The organism is Nonomuraea sp. NPDC050643 (assembly GCF_040654715.1).
Lineage (GTDB): Bacteria > Actinomycetota > Actinomycetes > Streptosporangiales > Streptosporangiaceae > Nonomuraea.
Genome location: NZ_JBFAIM010000070.1, coordinates 49,623 through 69,299 on the forward strand (window position 1 = coordinate 49,623; position 19,677 = coordinate 69,299).

13 protein-coding genes are annotated in these 19,677 nt (G+C 72.7%); 6 read left to right on the forward strand and 7 right to left on the reverse strand.

Features of this window, described 5'->3' with window-relative positions; all coding sequences use genetic code 11:
* Positions 1-32 precede the first annotated feature (32 nt).
* From AB0I15_RS53750 to AB0I15_RS53765, 4 genes are read left to right on the forward strand one after another with little or no spacing between them, the layout of a single operon-like run.
* Positions 33-1,025 (forward strand): sugar ABC transporter substrate-binding protein, encoded by a 993-nt coding sequence (locus AB0I15_RS53750; protein WP_358115172.1) that lies wholly within the window; start codon positions 33-35, stop codon positions 1,023-1,025.
* 11 nt (positions 1,026-1,036) lie between these two features.
* Positions 1,037-1,999: an ABC transporter permease gene (locus AB0I15_RS53755; RefSeq protein WP_358115174.1), complete on the forward strand. Its 963-nt coding sequence runs from the start codon at positions 1,037-1,039 to the stop codon at positions 1,997-1,999.
* Complete coding sequence (locus tag AB0I15_RS53760; RefSeq protein WP_358115178.1) at positions 1,996-2,808, forward strand: ATP-binding cassette domain-containing protein; 813 nt, start codon at positions 1,996-1,998, stop codon at positions 2,806-2,808. Before AB0I15_RS53755 ends, AB0I15_RS53760 begins: the two co-directional genes overlap by 4 nt.
* Before the next feature lie 23 nt (positions 2,809-2,831).
* Positions 2,832-3,854 (forward strand): LacI family DNA-binding transcriptional regulator, encoded by a 1,023-nt coding sequence (locus AB0I15_RS53765; RefSeq protein ID WP_358115181.1) that lies wholly within the window; start codon positions 2,832-2,834, stop codon positions 3,852-3,854.
* A gap of 18 nt (positions 3,855-3,872) precedes the next feature.
* Here AB0I15_RS53765 and AB0I15_RS53770 read toward each other — a convergent pair whose 3' ends face one another.
* Positions 3,873-7,286, reverse strand: coding sequence for a S8 family serine peptidase (locus AB0I15_RS53770; RefSeq protein ID WP_358115184.1), 3,414 nt, complete (start codon positions 7,284-7,286; stop codon positions 3,873-3,875).
* Positions 7,287-7,419: 133 nt separating this feature from the next.
* Here AB0I15_RS53770 and AB0I15_RS53775 point away from each other — a divergent pair, with 133 nt between their 5' ends.
* A complete protein-coding gene (locus tag AB0I15_RS53775; protein ID WP_358115187.1) occupies positions 7,420-8,385 on the forward strand; it encodes a helix-turn-helix domain-containing protein in 966 nt (321 codons plus the stop codon).
* Between the two features lie 128 nt (positions 8,386-8,513).
* Here AB0I15_RS53775 and AB0I15_RS53780 read toward each other — a convergent pair whose 3' ends face one another.
* The 3 genes from AB0I15_RS53780 to AB0I15_RS53790 form a co-directional block, all read right to left on the reverse strand.
* A complete protein-coding gene (locus AB0I15_RS53780) occupies positions 8,514-10,199 on the reverse strand; it encodes a PQQ-dependent sugar dehydrogenase (protein WP_358115190.1) in 1,686 nt (561 codons plus the stop codon).
* 201 nt (positions 10,200-10,400) lie between these two features.
* Positions 10,401-11,228, reverse strand: coding sequence for a PIG-L family deacetylase (locus AB0I15_RS53785; protein WP_358115193.1), 828 nt, complete (start codon positions 11,226-11,228; stop codon positions 10,401-10,403).
* A gap of 88 nt (positions 11,229-11,316) precedes the next feature.
* Positions 11,317-12,750, reverse strand: coding sequence for a tetratricopeptide repeat protein (locus AB0I15_RS53790; protein ID WP_358115196.1), 1,434 nt, complete (start codon positions 12,748-12,750; stop codon positions 11,317-11,319).
* A 93-nt stretch (positions 12,751-12,843) separates the two neighbouring features.
* Here AB0I15_RS53790 and AB0I15_RS53795 point away from each other — a divergent pair, with 93 nt between their 5' ends.
* On the forward strand, positions 12,844-13,662 hold the full coding sequence (locus AB0I15_RS53795; RefSeq protein WP_358115199.1) for a DUF1206 domain-containing protein: 819 nt from the start codon (positions 12,844-12,846) through the stop codon (positions 13,660-13,662).
* 7 nt (positions 13,663-13,669) lie between these two features.
* Here AB0I15_RS53795 and AB0I15_RS53800 read toward each other — a convergent pair whose 3' ends face one another.
* The 3 genes from AB0I15_RS53800 to AB0I15_RS53810 all read right to left on the reverse strand — a co-directional run bounded on the left by AB0I15_RS53800 (position 13,670) and on the right by AB0I15_RS53810 (position 19,675).
* A complete protein-coding gene (locus AB0I15_RS53800) occupies positions 13,670-14,764 on the reverse strand; it encodes a glycerophosphodiester phosphodiesterase (RefSeq protein WP_358115202.1) in 1,095 nt (364 codons plus the stop codon).
* A 124-nt stretch (positions 14,765-14,888) separates the two neighbouring features.
* Positions 14,889-17,801, reverse strand: coding sequence for a tetratricopeptide repeat protein (locus AB0I15_RS53805; RefSeq protein ID WP_358115204.1), 2,913 nt, complete (start codon positions 17,799-17,801; stop codon positions 14,889-14,891).
* A 251-nt stretch (positions 17,802-18,052) separates the two neighbouring features.
* Entirely contained in the window at positions 18,053-19,675 is a 1,623-nt protein-coding gene (locus AB0I15_RS53810; protein ID WP_358115206.1) for a GMC oxidoreductase, read from the reverse strand.
* Positions 19,676-19,677 lie beyond the last annotated feature (2 nt).

Below are 19,677 nucleotides of genomic sequence, written 5' to 3' on the forward strand. Positions count from 1 at the left end.
TGACATCGAGTACCCCCTGATAGGAACCGCCCATGATTGCAAAGCTTTCGGCTGGACTTCTGGCCACGGCCCTCCTCGTCACCGCCTGTGGCGGAAGCGGCGGGAGCGGGGAGAGCACCTCCTCCTCCGCGGCCAAGGTCGGCCTGATCACCAAGACCGAGACGAACCCCTTCTTCGTCAAGATGAAGGAAGGCGCGCAGAAGGCCGCCCAGGCCAACGGCATGGAGCTGATGAGCGCCGCGGGCAAGTTCGACGGCGACAACGCCGCCCAGATCACCGCGATCGAGAACATGGTCGCCGCCGGCGTGAAGGGCATCCTCATCACGCCGAGCGACACCAAGGCCATCGTCCCGGCGATCAAGAAGGCGCGGGACGCGGGGGTGATGGTGATCGCGCTCGACACCCCGACCGAGCCGCAGGACGCCACCGACGCGCTGTTCGCCACCGACAACCTCAAGGCGGGCGAGCTGATCGGCCAGTACGCCAAGGGCGCCATGGCCGGCAAACCCGCCAAGATCGCCACGCTGGACCTGGCCCCCGGCATCACGGTCGGCCAGCTCAGGCACGACGGTTTCCTCAAGGGGTTCGGCGTCGCGGAGGGCGACCCGTCCATCGTCTGCTCCCAGGACACCCGCGGCGACCAGGCCAAGGGCCAGACCGCCATGGAGAACTGCCTGCAGAAGGCCCCTGACATCAACCTCGTCTACACCATCAACGAGCCCGCGGCGCTGGGCGCGTACACGGCGCTGAAGGCCAAGGGGCGTGAGAAGGACGTGCTGATCGTCTCCGTGGACGGCGGCTGCACCGGCACCAAGGCCGTGCAGTCGGGACAGATCGCCGCCACGAGCCAGCAGTACCCGCTCAAGATGGCCGAGGACGGCGTCAAGGCCGTGGCCACGTTCGCCAAGGGCGGTCAGAAGGCCGCCGGGTACACCGACACCGGCGTCACCCTGATCACCGACAAGGCCGTCTCCGGGGTCGAGGGCAAGGACACCGCCTTCGGCCTGGCCAACTGCTGGGGCTGAGCATGGCCGTGATGGAAGCCACGCTGCCGCGCCGCCTGATCAGCACGCCCGTCGCCGGGCCGCTGGCCGCGCTGCTGCTCGCCTGCCTGTTCTTCGGGCTCAACACCGACCAGTTCTTCACCGGCTCCAACTTCTCGCTGATCATCCAGCAGGTCATGGTGGTCGGCACGCTCGCCATCGGCCAGACCCTGATCATCCTGACCGCGGGCATCGACCTGGCGTGCGGCGCGATCATGGCGTTCGGCGGGATCGTGATGACCAAGCTGGCGGTGGAGAGCGGCCTGCCGCCGCTGCTCGCCGTCGCCGCCGGGCTGGCCGTCTGCGCCGGGTTCGGGCTGGTCAACGGGTTGCTGGTGACACGGATCTCGCTGCCGCCGTTCATCGTGACGCTGGGCATGCTGAACGTGGTCTTCGCCCTGACCCACATCTACTCCAACGAGCAGACGGTCACGGACCTGCCCGCGCTGCTGACGTTCCTGGGGCAGACGTTCCAGGTCGGGCAGACGAACGTCACCTACGGGTCGCTGCTGACGATCCTGCTGTTCCTGCTGTTCGCGTACCTGCTGGGCTCCACCGCGTGGGGCCGGCACGTGTACGCCCTCGGCAACAACCCCGAGGTCGCCCGCCTGACCGGCATCAGGACGAGCCGCCTGACCATCGGCGTCTACACCCTGGCCGGCCTCGTGTACGGCATCGCCGCCCTGCTCCTCGTCTCCCGTACCGGAGTCGGCGACCCCCAGGCCGGCCAGACCGACAACCTGGACAGCATCACGGCGGTCGTGCTCGGCGGCACCAGCCTGTTCGGCGGCCGGGGCCTGGTCCTGGGGACGCTCGTCGGAGCGCTCATCGTCGGGGTGTTCCGCAACGGCCTGCAGCTCATGGGCGTACCGTCGATCTACCAGACGCTCATCACCGGCATCCTGGTGATCCTCGCGGTCGCCGTCGACCAGCTCTCCCGCAGGAGGACCCGATGACCACCCCGGTGCTCCAGGCTCGCGGCCTGGTCAAGCGGTACGGGCACGTGACCGCGCTCGACGGCGCCGACTTCGACCTGATGCCCGGCGAGGTGCTCGCGGTCATCGGCGACAACGGCGCCGGCAAGACCAGCCTGATCAAGGCGCTGACCGGCGCGGTGCAGCCCGACTCCGGCGAGATCCGCCTCGACGGCGAGCCCGTGCGCTTCCGCGACCCCCTCGACGCCCGCCGGCACGGCATCGAGACCGTCTACCAGGACCTGGCGATCGCGGCCTCGCTCGACATCGCGACGAACATGTTCCTGGGCCGGGAGGTCCGCAAGCCGGGCGTGCTCGGCACGGTCTTCCGCATGCTCGACAAGAAACGCATGCGCAGGGAGTCGGCCCAGTACATGGCCGAGCTCAAGATCGGGCTGCGCTCGCTCACGCAGCCGGTCGAGTCGCTGTCCGGCGGGCAGCGGCAGGGTGTGGCCGTGGCCAGGGCGGTCGCCTGGGCCCGGCACGTCGTCGTCATGGACGAGCCGACGGCCGCGCTCGGCGTCAAGGAGTCCGGCCAGGTGCTCGACCTGATCAAGCAGGTCCGCGACCGTGGCACGCCGGTCGTGCTGATCAGCCACAACATGCCGCACGTGTTCGAGATCGCCGACCGCATCCACGTCCAGCGGCTGGGCCGCCGGGTCGCCGAGATCAACCCCGGCGACCACAGCATGGCCGAGGTGGTGGCCATCATGACGGGCGCGCTCCAGGTGACGGACGGCAAGTCCGTGGTGCGCGACGCGAGCGCGGCCAAGGCGATCGGGCTGTCCTGACGTGGGCCACTAGCATGGGCGAAATGCGGCGTCCGACGATGACAGATGTGGCGCGTGAGGTCGGCGTCACGGCGAAAACGGTCTCGCGGGTGCTCAACGACGACGGCCCGGTCGCGGTCGAGACCCGCGAGCGCGTCATGGAGGCGGTCAGGAAGCTGGGCTACCAGCCCAACCTGATGGCCCGCAACATGCGCGTCGGCGCGCGGGACGCCGCGATCGGCCTGGTCATCCCCGAGATGGGCAACCCGTTCTTCGGCACGGTGGCGGGCGGCGTCGAGAGCGCCGTCCGCGCCCGCGGGCTCACGCTCATCGTCGGCTCCTCCGACGAGACGGCCGGGCTGGAGCAGTCGCTGATCGCGACGTTCCTGGCCCGCAGGGTCAGCGGCCTCATGGTCGTGCCCGCCGCCGCCGGCGACCACCGCCACCTGCGCTCCGAGCGCGTGGCCGGCCTGCCGATCGTCTTCCTCGACCGCCCGGCCGTCGGGCTGACGGCCGACTGCGTGGTCAGCGCCAACCGGGAGGGCTCGAGGGCCGGGGTGGCGCACCTGATCTCCCACGGCCACCGCCGGATCGGTTTCGTGGCCGACGTGCCCGCCACCCTCTACACCCGCCGCGAACGCTTCCAGGGCTACCGCGACGCGCTGGAGGAGGCGGGTCTGCCGTTCGACCGGTCGCTGGTGGAGACCGGTCACGACATGGAGGCCGCGGCGGCCGCCACCCTGCGGCTCTTAGCACTCGCCGACCCGCCCACGGCCGTCTTCACGGGCAACAACTTCGCGTCGATGGGCGCGGTGGTGGCGCTGTCGCGGGCGGGGCGCAAGGACGTGGCGCTCGTGGGCTTCGACGACCTGCCGCTGGCCGAGGTGCTCGACCCGCCGCTGACCGTCGTGGCCCAGGACCCGGCCGCCGTCGGGGCCGCGGCGGCCGAGCTGGTGCTGGCGCGGCTCGACGGCGACCGGTCCCGCGCCCGCCGGGCGACGGTGCCGACCCGCCTCATCGTGCGGGGCTCAGGCGAACTCCCCCCTCCGGCCGGTCCTCGATCGTGAACCGCCCGGAGCGAGCCGTCACGGGATCGTGAATCGGCCGGTCAGCGGGCCGAGCTCCACCGTGTAGGTGCCCAGGGCGTTCCGGTGCACGTCGAAGGCGATCGTGGTGCTCCGGCCCGGGTCCAGCGCCACCGTACGCCGCCGCTCCACCACCCCGTTCACCCGCAGCACCGCCTCGTACGAGCCCGCCCGCTCGCCCACGTTCTTCACCAGCGCCGAGACGCGCACGTCCCCGGTCCTGGGGACCTTCGCCACCTCCAGCCCGGCCACCGCGAACAGCGCCTCGGGCCCGGCCACCAGGTCGTGCGCGAACACGTCCGAGCGCCGGTTGGTGTCGCCTTCGACGAGGTTGGCGGAGGTGCTCTCGAAGACCAGGTACCGCCCGTCGTCGCTGATCGACGGCAGGTCGGAGTAGCCGTCGCCCTCCTCGCCCTGGAGCCCGGCCGAGACGCGGGTGGTGGTGCCGGCCGCCACGTCGCGCACGAACACGTCGTTCCGGCCGTTGGCGTCGCCGGCGACGAGCAGGCCCGAGTCGCTGTAGAAGGCGACCTTGTCCCCGTCGCCGCTGAGCGAGGGCGCGAACGACATGGCGTTCGCCGGCCTGCCGTCCGTGGTCACCGACACCAGATCCGACCTTCCGGTGGCCAGGTCGTGCACGTACAGCTCACCGAGGCCCACCCCGTTGCCGAAGGCCACGGCCGTGCCGTCGGCGCTGATCACCGGCGCGCTGCTCTCGGTCTCCGGGTACGGCCCCGTGACCCGCTTGACCGTCCCGGTCTCCCGGTCGCGCACGAACACGTCGATCACGCCGTTGCCGTCGCCCGGCACCAGGCCGGCGGCGTCGCTCTGGAACGCCACGTACCGGCCGTCGGCGCTGATCGTCGCCTCGCGCGAATGCCCGTCCGCCTGGGAGCCGTCCTGCCCGATGGAGACGCGCTCGGTCGTGCCGGTCCGCCGGTCGCGGAGGAACACGTCGGTACGCTCGTTCGTGTCACCGGGCACCAGGTCGGCGGCGTCGCTGACGAAGACCGCGTACCGGCCGTCGGCGCTCAGCCGCGGCGAGCCCGACAGGCCGTCGCCGGGTACACCGGCCGGCGACACCGACACCATCTCCGTCGTCCCGCTCTGCCGGTCGTGCACGAACGCGTCGGTCTGGCCGTTCGTGTCGCCGGGCACCAGGTTCGTGGCGCCGCTGTTGAACCCGGCGAACCGCCCGTCCTGGCTGATCGTCGGCGACAGCGAGAACGCGTCGCCCTGCCCGCCGCCGGACGGCACCGAGATCCGCTTCGTCACCCGCGTACGCAGGTCGGTGGCGAAGATGTCCAGCTCGCCGTTGGTGTCCTCGTCCTCGCCCAGGTTCGACGCCGGGCTGGCGAAGACCACCACGGAGCCGTCGCCGCTCAGCTCGGGCCACCACGCCTCGTGGTTGCCCTGCCGCCCGTCGGAGCCCAGCGACACCCGCTCGGTGGCGGGCACGCGCGGCAGCGTCACGTCCGCGGTGGCCGGGCCCCGGCTCACCCCGACCGGCACGGGCTCGGAGCGCGACACCCCCGGTGCGTGCGCGGCGATCCGGTAGTCGCCGACGGGGACGTCCTTGAGGGTGTACCGGCCGTCGGGGCCGGTGGCCGCGGTCAGCCGGTCGGGCACGTCGAGGACCGTGACCGTGGCGCCGGGCACCGCCGAGTCCGTCGGGCCGTAGGTCACCCGGCCCGAGATGGTGCCCCTGCGCGTCGGCGTCAGCGCCGGGCTCGCCTCCGTGAGCCGGTCGGCCCGCACGCGGACGGGGACCCGCTCGCTCTCGTAGCCGAACCGGGACAGCGTGATCCCGTGGTCCCCGGCCGGCAGCCGCAGCTCGAAGCGGCCCTCCGCGTCCGTCTCGACGCCGCGCCCGTCCGGCCTGGCGACCCGCACCCCGGCCAGCGGCCGGCGGGTGCGCTCGTCGGTGACGACGCCGCGTACGCCGCTCGTGAGCGCCGCCTCCGCGACGGCGGCGTAGGCGTCGATGCGGCCCTGGCCGACGCGGGGGTTCGGGCGCGGGCCGTAGCGGTCGTCCGACACGGACGTGCCGGTGAGGATCTCCGTGGCCGCGTCCACGGTCAGGCCGGGACGGGCCTCGAGCATGAGGGCGACCGTGCCGGACACGTGCGGGGTGGCCATCGAGGTGCCGTTCAGGGCCGCGTACTCGCCACCGGGGACGGCCGACACCACGTCCACGCCGGGCGCCGACACGTCCGGTACGACGTACGAGTCCGGCCACTCCGGCGGCGCGTCGAACCAGTCGCCCCGCTCGACCACGCCGCCGCAGGAGAAGTCGGCCACGTCGTCGTCGACGTCGGTGGCGCCCACGGACACCGACTCGTACACGTTGCCCGGCGTGGCCGAGCGGCCCGGCACGCAGTCGTTGCCGATGGCGAAGGCGGGGAACGCCCCGGCCCGGTGGATGTTCCTGGCCGGTTCGACGAGCTCGTCGGCGTACCCCTCGACGCCCAGCGACATGCTCACCACGTCGGCCGGGCGCCCCGCAGGGGTCCCGTCCGCCGCGTACGGCGCCAGCGCCCACTGCATGCCCGCGACCACCTGCGCCAGCGTGCCCCGCCCTCCGGGGATGACCAGCCCGGCCATCAGCTCGGCGCCCGGCGCGACCCCGATCCGCGTGCCGGAGGCGTCGCCGCCCGCGATCGTGCCGGCCACGTGGGTGCCGTGGTAGCTGCTGTCGTGCGGCTCGCTCGCGACGGGCGTGCCGTCGGGGCCGAACTCGATCCAGCCGCCCGGGTGCCTGGGGTCCGCGGCGTCGTCGGTGACGAGGCGGCCGGCCAGGTCGGGGTGGGCGGCGTCGATGCCGGTGTCCAGCACGGCCACGCGCACGCCCTTGCCGGTCAGCCCGTGCTCGGCGCTCACCCGGTCCGCGCCGATCTTGGCGACGCCCCAGGTCGTGGCCTGCGCCGTCGCCGGCAGGGCGTGCTTGCCCGGCTCGGGGGCGGTCAGCGTGAAGTTGGGGATGATCCGGTCGACCAGGTCGTTGCCCGCCAGGGCGCGCAGGGTGGCGGGCGAGGCGCGTACCAGGAGCATGTTCTTCAGCCAGAAGGTGTTGACCACCTGGTCGCCGCGCGACTCGACCAGCCGGGCCACGGGGTCCTGCACGGGCGCGGCGCTCGCGGTCAGCGCGGCGCGCGCCTCGGCGGGAGAGGTCATCGCGGGCGGGTCCTGCGGCGTGCGCAGCACGACGGCCGCCTCCAGGCGGGCGCCGGTCCCGCGCATCTTCGCGGCCAGCTCGGGCGCGATCTTCCCGGGCGCGGGCGCGGGCGCGGGTTCGGCCGTCACGGCCATCGCCGGGCTCGCGGACGTGCCGGCCGTCCCTGTCGTCAGCAGTACGGCGGGTAAGAGGGCGGCCAGCAGGCGTCGCCCAGGGAACCGTCGGGGGGACAGCGGCATGGTGCTCCTTCACTGATGTGGCCACAGAGGCCGATGGGGCTCCTGAACGCTGACATCCTGCGACATTTCCTGACAAGATCGGTTAGTGACGAGTTTCTGTCATGTGACGTGAACCCGACACCGGGAGGCGGGCGTGCTCGAGGCGATCGGACTCGGTCATCAGGACGAGGAGGTGTACGACGCCCTCGTCCGGAGGACCCAGGCGACGGTCACCGAGATCGTCGCCGACTGCCACCTGCCGGCCACGGCCGCCCGGCGCATCCTGCAGTCGCTCGTCGGCCTCGGCCTGGCCACCCGCTCCACCGGCCGCCCCACCCGCTACGTCGCCGTCTCGCCCGACAGCAGCCTCGAGGCCATCCTGCGCGAGCGCGAACGGGAGCTCGACGGCGTCCGCACGCACATCCGCGCGCTCATGGACGTCTACCGGGCGAGCACCCGCTTCGCCCACCCCGGCGAGCTGATCGAGGTCGTCTCCGGCCGCGACGAGGTCAACCACCGGTGGGTGCAGATGCAGCAGGACACGCGGGTCCAGATGCGCGGCTTCGACCGGCCGCCCTACGCCGCGCCGCAGGAGCACACCGAGTCGAACCCGATCGAGCTCAACCTGCTGCGGCGCGGCGTGAAGTACCGCGTCATCTACGACACCACCGTGCTCGAACTGCCCGGGTGGCTGGAGGACGTGACGGCCGGGATGCAGCACGGGGAGCAGGCCAGGATCGCCGCCGACCTGCCGATGAAGCTGGCGATCTCGGACGACCGGCTGGCCATCATCCCGCTGCTGCGGGCGGGCGACAGCGTGGTGACGGCCTCGTACCTGATCCACCCGTCACCGCTGCTGGACGCGCTCGTGGCGCTGTTCGAGGCGCTGTGGGAGCGAAGTGTCCCGGTACGGCTGACGGCTCCCGGCGGGGAGCTGTCGCAGGACGAGGAGCGGCTGCTCACGCTGCTGGCCTCGGGCGCGACCGACAAGTCGGCCAGCCGGGCACTGGGCTGGAGCGAGCGCACGGTGCAGCGCCACATCACCCGGCTGATGCGCCGCCTCGGGGCGCAGACCCGCTTCCAGGTCGCCATGGAGGCGACCCGGCGCGGCTGGATCTGATCGCCGGCGTCCGCGGAACGCCTTGAGCCGGCGTGCGCGAGACGCCGTGAGCCGCTGTCTTCGGGACGCCGTGAGCCGCCGTCCTTGGGCTGCCTTGAGCCGTCGCCCTCGTTCCCGCGGGGCTCAGGTCAGGGGCTCGTGCACTGATAGCCGGTCGGCACCTGGGTGTTGCCGCTGGGGCGGCCGGCCTGGAAGCCGAACGTGGTGCTCTGGCCGGGGGAGAGCGTGCCGTTGTGCCCGGCGTTGCGCGCCGTGACGGTCTGGCCGCTGACGGTCAGGGCGGCGTTCCAGGAGCCGGTGACCGTGTGACCGGTGGGCAGCGTGAACGTCACCGCCCAGCCGGTGGCCGCGGAGGTGCCACTGTTGGCGACCGTGACGGGCTGGATCACGTAGCCGCCGCTCCACTGGGTCTGCGTGGTCGCGGTGGCCGTGCAGCCGCCCGTGGTGCCGCCGGAGGAGGTGGTGACCGTGACCGTGCCGGAGACCGGGGAGAGGTTGCCGGCGGCGTCGCGGGCGCGTACCTGGAAGCGGTAGGTGGTGCTCGCGGTCAGGCCCGTGCTGGTGAACGACGTGGTCGCCGACGTGCCCACCTGGGTGAACGAGCCGCCGGAGGCGCCCGGGGCGCGCAGGACGTCGTAGCCGCTCACGCCCACGTTGTCGGTCGAGGCCGCCCACGACAGGGTGGTGGCGGTGGCCGTCGTTGCGGAGGCGGCCAGGTTGCCCGGCGCGGTCGGCGGGCTGGTGTCGGTGCCGCTCGTGGCCGGAGGTATACGGATGACGCGGTCGTCCTGCGCCACCGGAGTGCCGCGGCCGTCGCGGTTGCTGGTCGTCACCCAGAGCCAGCCGTCGGGCCCGACCGCGGCCCCGCGCAGCCGCCCGTACGCCGACTGGAGCTCGGGCACCGGCGTGCCCGGCGTGCCGCCCGAGTTGAGCGGCACCGCCCAGATCCGCTGCCCGCGCAGCGCCGCCACGAAGAGCGTGTTGTTGGCGTAGGCCAGCCCGCTCGGCGAGGCCTGGGCCGTCGTCCACGTGACGATCGGGTCGCGGAAGGAGGAGTTTCCGCAGGTGCCCTCGCAGGTGGGCCAGCCGTAGTTGGCGCCCGCGACGATCTGGTTGACCTCGTCCCAGGTGTTCTGGCCGAACTCGGTGGCGTACATCCGGCCCTGCGTGTCCCAGGCCAGGCCCTGGACGTTGCGGTGGCCGTAGCTCCAGACGCGGGAGCCGGAGAAGGGGTTGCCCGAGGGGATCCCGCCGGTGGGCGTCATGCGCAGGATCTTGCCGGCGGGGCTGTTGAGGTTTTGGGCGTTGCTCGTGGCACCGGCGTCGCCGGTGGCGACGTACAGCATGCCGTCGGGGCCGAAGGCGATGCGGCCGCCGTCGTGGATGGTGGCGCTCGGGACGCCGGAGAAGATCACCGTCTGCGTCTGCGGGGCGCTGAGCTGCAACCTGACCAGACGGTTGTCGCCGCTGGTGCTGGTGAAGTAGGCGTACACCCAGCCGTCCTGGGCGTAGGTGGGCGAGACCGCGATGCCGAGCAGGCCGCTCTCACCCGAGGCGCTCACCCCGCTGATCGTGGCGACCTGGACGGGCGTCTGGCCGGGGCGCACCTGCATGATGCGCCCGGTGTTCCGCTCGGACGCCAGCCCGCTGCCGTCCGGCAGGAACGCCAGGGCCCACGGCACCTGCAGGCCCGTGACGGACACCTCCGCCCGGGCGAAGTCGAACCCGCCCACCACCTGGGCACGTGCTTCGGGAGCACTGATGACCAGTGCGATCAGGGCCAGGATCAGGGCCGGTACGGCACGGGCGCGCATGACGGACTCCTTGACTGGATCGCCGGAGGCGGATGTCAGCACCGTAGGCAACGATACGGCCGGACCTCAATCACCACGAGGGGCACAGTGCGGCGATCTGCGAGGACGGCGGCGTAACGATGAAACTTTCAACGATGGTGCTCCGGGGCGGACCCCGGAGCACTCTGCCCTGCCTGCCCTGGCCCGGCCTCGGGCGGGTGGTCAGTCGTCGCGGAGCCCCGCGAAGAGATCTTCCTCGTGGGCTGGGGCGTCGACCTTGCTCAGCACCCGTTCGAACGCCTCATGGGAGAACGCCGTCTGCTGCACGTCGTCCGGCATGCGCAGCAGGAAGATGTTCTCCCCCTGGCTCTCGTGCGCCTTGAGCGCCTTCAGCTTGTGCTCGACGTAGGGCGCCACGTCGACGACGGTCGTCACCCGCTCGTCGGGGGTGCCGAAGTCGTCGGAGGGCTCGAAGCCGCCGAGGTCGACGCCGTGCTCGACCATCATCTCGAACATGCGCTTCATGGCCGTGCGGGGCATGGCCGTGTAGTAGAGCTTGTCGGGGACGCCGCTCGACTCGGTCGCCGCCACCGTGACGCGGTGGGTCTGGACGTGGTCGGGGTGGCCGTAACCGCCGCCGCCCGTCTCGTCGTAGGTCACCACGACCTGCGGCCGGTAGTGCTCCATGAGCGCGGCCAGCTTGGCGGCGGCCGTCTCGACGGGCACGTTGGCGAAGGCGTCGGCATGGCCGTTGCCCTCCCAGCCCTCCATGCCGGAGTCACGGTAGCCCAGCAACTCCAGGTGGTCGATGCCCAAAATGGCCACCGACTCACGCAGCTCGGCCAGCCGCCGCTCGGCCACCGCCGCGTCGTCGTGGCCGGGGTCGCCCGGTTTGCGGCCGTCCTGGTCGTCTCCCTGCTCGCCGTTGGTGCAGGTGACCAGAACAGTGCGGACGCCCTCCGCGGTGTAGTGGGCCAAGATGCCGCCCGTGCTCAGGCATTCGTCGTCGGGGTGGGCGTGCACGACCATCAAGGTGAGTTGCCGATCCATACGGGGGACCCTACTCGCCGGCACCGACAACCTCGCGCCCAGGCGTCCCTGCACATTCGGGGGCCGGTCCGTCCGGCGGGGCTCGCGGTCAGGGCGCCTCGACCGGTTCGTCCGGCGGCGCCGGTGATCGGGCGCCGGCCAGTTCGTCCGCGCGCAGCCGGGCGGCGGTCGCGGCGGCCCGGTCGCCCAGGGTGTCGGCCAGGGCCGCCCGCTTGAGCCAGTTGTACGGGCTGCACGGCCGCACGCTGATCCGCTCGCTCACCAGGACCCGCGCCACCTCCCGCCGCCCGCCCCTGATCGCCGCCTCCAGCAACGTCCGCTGCACCGCGTCGCGCTGCGCGTGGCTGCCGCCGAACTCGTTGACCCGGTGCCGGATCGGATAGAGCAGGTCCACCACCTCGGCGTAGTCGCCGCGTCCAAAGGCCACCATCGCCCGGCACACCGGCAGCCCGACCCTGAGCGTCATGTCGTGGTTGGTGACCCCGATCTCGGGGCGAGGTTTCCGCACGTACGCCGCCCGCCCCGCGATCAGCTTGTCCGCGTCCGCGATCCGCCCCGCCCCCACGTACGACATCACCGCGTGCATGTCGTTGAAGGCGTAGAACGGCTCGGCCATCCGCGGCGGCCACGCCTCGGCCAGGGCCCGCCAGCGTTCGTGCTGGTCGGAACCCTCCAGGTGGAGCCGCCAGAGCAGGGCGGCGGCGTCGAGCAGCTCCATGCAGGACTGCCCGTCCGCCAGGACCGCGTCGTAGATCGCCAGCGCCCGCGCCTCGTTCCCGGCCTCCAGCGCGTAGAGGCAGTAGTGCCACCAGTTGTGGATGTTGAAGAACGTCCCCGCCGACCAGTCGGGCACCCGCGCGTCCAGGTAGCGCAGCCCGTCGCCGAAGCGCCCCTGCATCTCGTAGGTGTGCACCACCGCGTGGATGCCCCACACGTCGCGCGGGTTGAGCTCGACCGCCCGCAGCCCGACCTCCTCGGACCGGTCGTAGTGCCCGGCCTCCTCCAGGCCGAACGCGTACATGCCGAGCACGTGCCCGAAATGGGGGTCGTCGTCGCGCCAGGCGGTCAGCGCCCCGCCGATCCTGTCGCGCAGCATGCGCGCGTCGCCGGTGAAGAAGTCGACCTGATGGCCTGCGGCCAGCGCCAGGGCGTCGCGCGGGTGCGCCACCGTGATCTCGCCGAGCAGCGCGCCGCAGGTCAGGAAGTCGCCGTCGAGCAGCGCCTGCACGGCGGTGACGTGCGCCCGCTCGCGGGGGAGCAGCGACGTCTCGTCGATCCGGCGCCGGAACGCCCCGAACCGCGCCCGCGCCGTGCGGGCGTCCTCGGCCTCGGTGGTCAGCAGCCCCAGGTAGGCCGCCAGGACGTTGCCCATCGGGAAGTCGGGCGACTCGGCCAGCGCCGCGTTCGCCTCGGCGTCGACCTCCACCCGGAAGTGCAGCAGCTCGTCGATCGCCTGGTCGTAGTGCCGGACCGCGGCCGCTCCCGCCCCCGTCATGGCCAGGCCGTGCTGGTCGTGCGTCACCGCACCACTGTAACCAGGCAAGCGACCGCCGACAGGCGTAGAACGCCGTTTCCCGGGCACTCGTGGTTCCCCAAGGAACCCTTGGAGGAGACCGTGAACACTGCGGAACGGGCGGGACACGAGGCGAAGGCCGCTACCCAGCGGGCGACGCGCAGCCGGCCGATGGCCGTGCTGACCCGGGTGGGCCTTGCCTGCCGCGGGGTGCTGTACACACTGATCGGCGTGGTGGCGCTGCAGATCGGGTTCGGCGATAAATCCGGCGAGGCCGACAAGGCCGGCGCCATCGGTACATTGGCGGATCTGCCATTCGGATCCGTCCTGCTGTGGGTGATGCTGGCCGGATTCGCCGCGCTGGCCCTGTGGCAGGCTTCGGAGGCGTTGTTCGGCGGTGGCAAGGCCTTCGACAGACTGGAGGCGGTCGCCCGGGTAGGGGTCTACGTGCTGGTCTTCTTCACGCTGCTGAGCGTGATGACCTCCGGCAAGGCCCAGTCGGACGACGAGAAGTCACAGGACCTGACCGGCAAGCTGCTCGACCTGCCGGGCGGGGCGCTGATCGTGGGCGCGATCGGGCTCGGCCTCGTCGCGCTCGGCGTCTACTGGGTGCACCGGGGCGCCACGAAGGGATTCAGGGAGGAGCTCGACCAGGGGCGCATGTCGCCGCAGGCCCGCTCCGTGATGGACCGGCTCGGCATCGGCGGGCACATCGCCAGGGGAGTGATCGCCGCGGGCGCGGGGGTGTTCGTCGTGCACGCGGCGATCACTCACGATCCGGACAAGGCGGGCGGCATCGACGCGACGCTCAGGCAGCTCGCCGACACCCCCGCCGGGCCCTGGTTGCTCGTGGTGGTGGCGCTCGGGGTGCTGCTCTTCGCCGGGTACTGCTTCGGCGAGTCCCGCTGGCGCCGTACATGACCGGGTCTCAGGTGGAGCTCTTGGCCACCACGGCGCGGCCCATCGCCGGGTCGTCGCAGAACGCCCCGTCGATGCCCAGTTCGACCAGCCTGGCCAGCCAGCCCATCACGTCGCCCGTGGCCCGCGGGTAGACGGGGCTGGCCTGGTTTCCCCGCCGGTAGTCGGCGGGGAGCTGGGAGTTCTCGTTGCGCACGGTCCAGACGTGCACGTCGAGTCGCCTGCGGTGGGCGTCGGCGACCAGCGTGGTCGGCTCCAGCGTCCGGCCCGAGGCGTCCACCGGGACGACGCGCCGGGTGTCCACCCCGATCCCGTTCGCGTACCGGGCCACCTCGCGCAGCCCGTCCGGCGCCACCATGTCGTCGTAGGTGCGGGTGCTGCCCGAGGCGATCCAGTCGTAGGGCGCGCCGCCGGACGTGATGAGCTGGATGAGCGGCAACCGGGTCCGGCCGCGCAGCTCGCGCAGGTTCGCGGTCTCGAACGACTGGATGTACGCCTTGCGCACCCGATACCGGTTCAGCACCTCGAGCAGCGGCTCCTCCAGCGACAGGCCGATGGAGTCGAAGTAGGTGGGGTGCTTGGTCTCCGGATAGACGCCGACACCGTGCTCGAGCGCGAGCCGCACGACCTCCTCGAACGTCGGGATCTCCGCCAGCCCGTCGAACGCGGTGTTGTCGGGCCGCAGGTCGGGCACGCGTTCCTTGGCCCGCAGCGTCTTCAGCTCGGCCAGCGTGAAGTCCTCGGTGAACCAGCCGGTGACCGGTCGGCCGTCCACGGTCTTGGTGGTGCGCCGGTCGGCGAACTCGGTGCGGGCGGCCACGTCGGTCGTCCCGGAGATCTCGTTCTCGTGCCGGGCCACCAGCACGTGGTCCTTGGTGGAGACGAGGTCGGGCTCGATGTAGTCGGCGCCCATCGCGATGGCGGCCTCGTACGACAGGAGGGTGTGCTCGGGCCGGTGGGCGCTGGCGCCCCGGTGGCCGATCACGAGGGGAGCGTGGGCACGGCGCTCGGCCGTGGCGGGAGGGGTCTGGGTCAGCACGACGGCGACCGTACCGCCGGCGAGGACACCGGACAGCACGCTCGCGAGTAACCTGCGCATCGTCATGCGCGCACCGTAGACCGCCGAGGTGGACCGCGAGTTACGGGTGGGCGCACAGTGATGGACGCGAAAAACGTCCCTTTTCCGAACGTGGCCGGTCACCGGCCGGGCCCGGTGGACGACGTGCCGATCAGCCGGGGCCGTCGTCTTCGGCGTCGAGTCGCTCCAGGCGGGCGCGCATCTCGTCGGCGTCGGGGGTGCCGAGCTCGGTGTAGATGGCCAGGGCGCGCTCCCAGTGACGGCGGGCGCCGGCCGGGTCGCCGGCGGCGTGGCGGGCGTGCCCGAGCCCGCGCTGGGCCCTGGCCTGCTCGTCCCGCTCGCCGATCTCCTCGGCCAGGTCCAGCGCGGCCAGGTGCCACTCGATCGCGTCCGCGTAGGCGGCGCCGAGCCGCCCGGCCTCGCCCAGGCCGTTGAGCGCGCAGACCTCCCCGTAACGCTCCCCGGCCTGCCGGAACCGGGCCAGCGACTGCCGGTAGAGCTCGATGGCCCGCTCCGGCCGGTTCGACAGCACCTCGACGTCGGCGAGGTTGTTCAGCGCGGTCGCCTCGCCGCCGATGTGGCCGAGCTCGCCGAAGATCTCCAGGGCGCGCACGAGCCGGTCCGCCGCCGGCATCAGGCGGCCCGCCTGGACGTCGATGTCGCCCAGGTTGGTCAGCGTGTTGGCCTCCCCGACCCGGTCCCCGAGGTCCCTGAACAGGGCCAGCGCCCGCTGGTGGTGGTCGACGGCCGGGTCGAGCCGGCCCATGCGGCGGTACAGGACGCCCAGGTTGCCCAGCGTGCGGGCCTGCCCCGAACGGTCGCCGATGCGCCCGAACAGGACCAGCGCCTGCCGCATGTGCTCCGCCGCCCGCTCGTAGTGCCCGAGCTGCCAGTGCACGACGCCGAGATGGCCCAGGGCGCCGCCCTCCCCGGCCAGGTCGCCGGTCAGCCGGGCGGCCCGCAGCGCGTGGGTGTGCATGGTCAGGGCGTCGGTGAAATGGCCGCCGTTGTCCAGGTACACGTAGAGCGTGGCGGCCAGGCGGACGGTGTGGTCGGGCAGGCCGTGCCCGGCGGCATGGGCGCCCGCGGCGAGCAGGGCGGGCCGGTGCCGGTCCAGCCAGGACCGCGCGGCGGCGGCGTCGGCGAGCCTGGGGGAGTAGGGCGTGGGCTCGTCCGTCTTGGGGCGGCGGTGGCGCTCGGCGGGATAGAGGATGTCCATCGCCGCGGCGGCGGTCGTCAGGTAGTGGTCGAGCAGCCGGGTCAGCGCGGCCTGCCGGTCGTCCTCCTCGTCGTGGTGGGCGCTCAGCCAGGCGGCGTACGCCCGGAGCAGGTCGTGCATGCCGTACCGGCCGGGGGTGACGGTCTGGAGCAGGTGCACGCGGGCGAGCGCGGCCAGGGCGCGCCCGGCCTGGTCCGGCGCCTGGCCGGTGAGCGCGGCGGCGGCGTGGGCGTCCAGGTCGGCGCCCGGCGACAGCCCCAGCAGGCGGAACGCCGTCCGCGCGGTCGGCGACAGCCGCTGGTACGACCAGGAGAACACCGCCCGCACCGCCGCCCGCTGGTCCCCGCCGGCCTCCAGCAGGTCCAGCCGCCCCCGCTGGTCGGCCAGCTCGCGGGTCAGCTCGGTCAGCGGGGCGGCCGGCCGGGTGGCGGCCAGTTCGGCGGCCACGCGCAGCGCCAGCGGCAACTGGGCGCACTGCTCCGCCAGCACGGCGGCCTCGCCGGGGTCGGCCGCGACCCGGTCCCCGATGAGCGTGCCCAGCAGGGCGACGGCGTCGGGGAGGGGGAGCAGGCCGAGCTCGATCCGGTGGGCGCCGTACAGGCTGACCAGGCCGGGCAGGGAGTCGCGGCTGGTCACCAGGACCATGGTGGAGGGGGAGCCGGGCAGCAGGGGGCGTACCTGCTCGGCGGAGGAGGCGTTGTCCAGCACGACCAGCAGCCGCCTGCCGCTGACCTCGGTACGCCAGCGGGCGGCCCGCTGCCCGCTGTCCAGCGGGATGTCCTGGCCGGGCACGCCCAGCGAGAGGAGCAGCCCGGCGAGCGCGTCGGCCGGGGCGACCGGCGGCCCGGCGTCGTAGCCGCGCAGGTCCAGGTAGAGGCGGCCGTCCGGGAACGCGGCCCTGACCCGGTGCGCCCAGTGCACGGCGAGCGTGGTCTTGCCCACCCCGGCGGTGCCGGAGATCGCGGCGATGATCACGGCGGTCGGATGCCGGGCGGCCTCGGTCAGCATCGCGTCCAGCCGGGCCAGCTCGGCGGCACGGGCGGTGAACCCCCGCACGTCGAGCGGAAGCTGCTCGGGAACGCCCCGCGGCGCGGGGGCGGACGGGAGCTCGTCACGCAGGAGCGCCTGGTGCACGCCCTGCAGTTCGGCGCCCGGCTCGGTGCCGAGCCGCTCGATCAGCTCCTCGCGGAAGGAGGCGTAGCAGGCCAGCGCCTCGGCCCCGTTCCCCGTCGCGTGCAGGGCCCGCATCAGGGCGGCGACCAGCGGTTCGGACAGCGGATGCTCGGAGCGCAGGTCGCGTAAACGGTGCGCGACGATCTCCCGGCGGCCGTGCTCCAGCTCCAGGGCGGCCCAGGCGATGGCCACGTCGAGGCGCCGCCGGCCCCAGCCCTCCCGTACGCGGGCCGCCCAGTCCCCGGGCAGCCCGGCCAGCGGCACGCCCCGCCACAGCGCCAGGGCGTCGCGCAGCAGCTCCAGCCGTCGCGGCCCGGACAGCCCCGGCTCGCGGGCCTGCTCGGCCAGGCGGGTGAACCGGTGCAGGTCCACGCGCTCGGGCTCGACCTCCAGCACGTAGCCGTTGGCCCGGCGCGACACGGTGACCGCCTCGCCGGCTGCGGCGTGGTCCAGCAGCCGCCGGATTCGCGTGATGTGCGCCTGCAGCGCCCGGCGCGCCCCGTCGGGGGAGCTCTCGCCCCAGACCCGGTCGATCAGCGTCTCCGCCGACACCTGCCGCCCGGCGTCCACCGCCAGGGCCGCCAGCACGCTCTGCCGCTGGGGCGGCCCCACATCGACCGGACCCGCGTCCGATTCCATGTCCACCGGGCCGAAGAGCCGGAATCCGACCACCTGTCACCCCGATCGTCCGTGCGCGGAGGGCCCCTCGCGTAGGCGACAACATCCTGACAACATTTCGACTCACCGGCCAGGCTGAGGATGGCTTTAGGAGGTTGCGATCGGGCCTCCGGAGAATAACGGGGGAGCACGGGGGTGGCGCCGGCGTCGACATCACGTGACGCCGGCGCCTTACATGTCCGGTGGTTCACATGGTTGGCGTCAAATGTCCGGCCTCACTCGTCTGGGGCCGTCCGATCGTCTCGTCAGAGATCGGTGGCGATGATGCGCTCGATGTTGCGCTCGGCGAGGGCCGTGATGGTGACGAACGGGTTGACGGTGGTGTTGCCGGGGATCAGCGCGCCGTCGATGACGTACAGGCCGGGATAGCCGCTGAGGCGGCCGTAGTTGTCGGTGGCCTTGTTGAGCACGGCGCCGCCCAGCGGGTGGTACGTGAGGTGGTCGCCCCAGATCTTGTACACCCCGAACAGGTCGGTCCGGTAGATCGTGCCCTCCTTCGCGTTGATCTTGTCGAAGATGGTCTTGGCCATGTCGATCGACGGCTGTTTCCACGCGGTCTGCCAGTTGAGATCGACCTTGCCGGTCGCGGCGTTCCAGGAGAACTGCGCCCGGTTCGGGTTCCTGGTGATCGACAGGTAGAACGAGGCGAACGTCTCGATGCCCGTGGGCAGCGGCGCGACCTCGGCGAACGCGCCCCCGGCGGTCCAGTTGTCGATGCCGCAGCAGGGGATGGCCGACTGGAGCGAGCCGGTCGGGTCCCACAGGTGGTTCGCGCGGCCGCACATGACGTTGCCGTTGTCGCCCCACCCCTTGCCGACCTCGCCGTTCAGCGCCGGCAGCGCGCCGGTCGCCTTCAGCTTGACCAGCAGCTTGCTGGTGCCGACGCTGCCCGCCGCGAAGAACACCCGGTCGGCGGTGACGGTCTTGGTGGCCGTGACGGCGCCGGTGGTGTCGAGCTGGTCGATGACGACCGTGTACGCGCCCCCGCTCCCCGGCCTGACGGAGGTCACCTGGTGCAGCGGCGAGATCGCGACCCGGCCGGTCGCCCTGGCCCGGGAGAGGTACGTCTTCTGGAGCGACTTCTTGCCGTGGTTGTTGCCGTAGAGGATCTCGCCGGCCAGCGCCGACCGGGTGGCGGTGCCGGCCGCCTCCTGCTTCATGTAGTCCCAGTCGTAGACGTCCGGGACGAACACGAACGGGAACCCGGAGCGCTGGGCGTGCTTGCGGCCCACGCGGGCGTACTGGTAGCAGGCCGTCGAGTCGAACCAGGCCGGGTCCACGGTGGCGACCCCGAGGGCGGCGTTGGCGCGGGGGTAGTAGGTGGCGTACATCTCGTCGGCGTTGACCGAGGGCAGGACGGCGGCGAAGTTCTCGCGCCGGGGGGTGACCGCCATGCCGCCGTTGACCAGCGAGCCGCCGCCCACGCCGCGGCCCTGGTAGACCGTGATGCCGCCGAACTCCTCGGCGTCCAGGATGCCGGTGTAGCGGGGGATGTCCCGGTCGATGGGGAAGCCGAGGAAGTAGTTGAGCGGGGCCTTGGTACGCGTGCGTAACCAGTAGGAGCGGTAGTCCGGCTCGCGGGTGTTGCAGAAGATCTTGCCGTCCGAGCCCGGGGTGTCCCAGGCCAGGCCCATCTCGATCATGTGGACGTCCACGCCCGCCTGCGCCAGGCGGAGCGCGGCGACCGAGCCGCCGTAGCCGGTGCCGATCACCAGGGCCGCGACGTGGGCGCCCGAGGCGATCGGGGCGGCGAGGGCGGAGCCGGCGCGGGCGGGTGCGGCGGGCACGCCGAGGGCGGCGGCGCCCAGCAGGGAGCCGGAGCCGGCGATGAATCCGCGGCGGGACAGGCCGGTGCTGGTTTCGCTCATCG